Genomic DNA, 1,630 nt, shown 5'->3' with positions numbered 1-1,630 from the left:
ATTTACATCACGACAAGGTTTGGCCAATGACGATCTTCAACTCGAAACTTCGCCGAAGTGCACTGGTTGGCGGTTTTGCCGCGGCAGTGTCTTTATCGGTTTGGCTGTGTACCGGCAATCTTCATGTATCTGCCCAGCAGGCGCCGAGCGGAGAACACGGCGGGCAGGCTGAACCGCCTGCTCAGGGAGCCAGAAACCGTGGTGGCCTGGTGGCCTATCCCGATCGGCAGAAGGCGCCGCAGGAAGTCCTCGATCGTGGCAAGGCCACTTTCGGCGTGAACTGTGCCTTTTGCCATGGATCGGATGCAGGCGGTGGCTCCGTCGGCCCCAACCTATTGCGTTCTGAGATTGTGCTGCAGGATCAGAACGGCGAACTGATCGCTCCCATTGTGCATGGGGCCCGCGTTGATCGCGGCATGCCCAAGATCGATCTTACCGATGCTCAGGTCGCTGACGTTGCTGCCTGGCTGCACAGCTTGAAGGTCAGCAGCCGCGCTGTCATCACCGAAAAGATCAACATCGTGGTGGGCGACGCGAATACCGGCAAAGATACCTTCACCCACCTCTGCGGATCGTGCCATTCCGTGACCGGCGACCTTGCCGGGTTCGCCGCGAAGTACGCCGAACCGCGGGCGATGCAGCAGGCCTGGCTGTTGCCGGGGATGCCCGCCGGCCGTTTCCCAGGAGCCCCTGCCGGTTCTTCCGTGCCTCTGAAGGTGCCGCCGGTTACAGCCACCGTGACTCCGGCAAAGGGAACGCCTATCACCGGCAAGCTTGACGCCATTGATGATTTCTACGTCCAGGTCTCGACCGAGGATGGCGTCGCACATCGATTCCTGCGGGATAACGATCTTCCGAAGGTCGAGATCCACGATCCTCTTGCCGCCCATCGTGCAATGTTCCGCACCATCAAGGACAAAGAGATCCACGACATTACCGCTTATCTGGTGACGCTGAAATAAAGGGGACAAGGATGCGCGTACTAAGAACGTTTGCAGCAATTGCAGTGGCGGCCATGACCGTGGCTCCCGCCATGGCGCAGAAGGCGTGGCTGGATCCCGCCGATATCCTGAACCCCAAGCCCGATACCTGGCTGACCTACTCTGGCGACTACAGCGGCCGCCGCTACAGCTCTTTGAAAGACATCAACACTTCGAACGTTCATGGCCTCACCCTGGCATGGGTACAGCGCCTGAGCGCTGGTTCGGCCCCACCAAGCGCCGGTCCATTCTCGTTCGCTCCTCCGGCGCCTCCGACGACCGTAGGTGGTGTCGGTACGATCGAAGCCCCGATGGGCAGCGTGAAGGGCGCCATCCTGCAGGTCAATGGGGTGCTGTATGTCACTACGCCGGACAACGTGTGGGCGCTCGATGCCTACGATGGCCATGAGCTGTGGCACTACCTGTGGAAGACACGCGGCGGAACGCACATCGGCAACCGTGGCGTGGGCATGTGGCACGACCGTCTCTTCTTTGAGACCCCGGACAACTTCCTTGTGGCTCTGAACGCAACCACCGGTAAGGAGATCTGGCACAAGGAGATTGCTTCCTTCGATCTGCAGTACTTTTCCACCATGTCGCCGATCGTCGTTGGAGACCACCTGCTGGTCGGGACCGGCAACGACCTCGAT

2 protein-coding genes are annotated in these 1,630 nt (G+C 60.2%); both read left to right on the top strand.

The features are described 5' to 3' along the window. On the top strand, nt 1–962 hold a 962-nt coding region (locus AB4043_RS24775; RefSeq protein WP_442308428.1), incomplete at its 5' end, for a c-type cytochrome. A gap of 11 nt (nt 963–973) precedes the next feature. Further along, nucleotides 974–1,630, top strand: a 657-nt coding sequence (locus AB4043_RS24770; protein WP_442308427.1) for an outer membrane protein assembly factor BamB family protein, incomplete at its 3' end; no start/stop codon positions are given.

The sequence above is a fragment of the Terriglobus sp. YAF25 genome, from assembly GCF_052113305.1.
Lineage (GTDB): Bacteria > Acidobacteriota > Terriglobia > Terriglobales > Acidobacteriaceae > Terriglobus.
The sequence above is the reverse complement of the archived record's forward strand: the minus strand, read 5'-3'. Positions and strand labels throughout refer to the sequence as shown.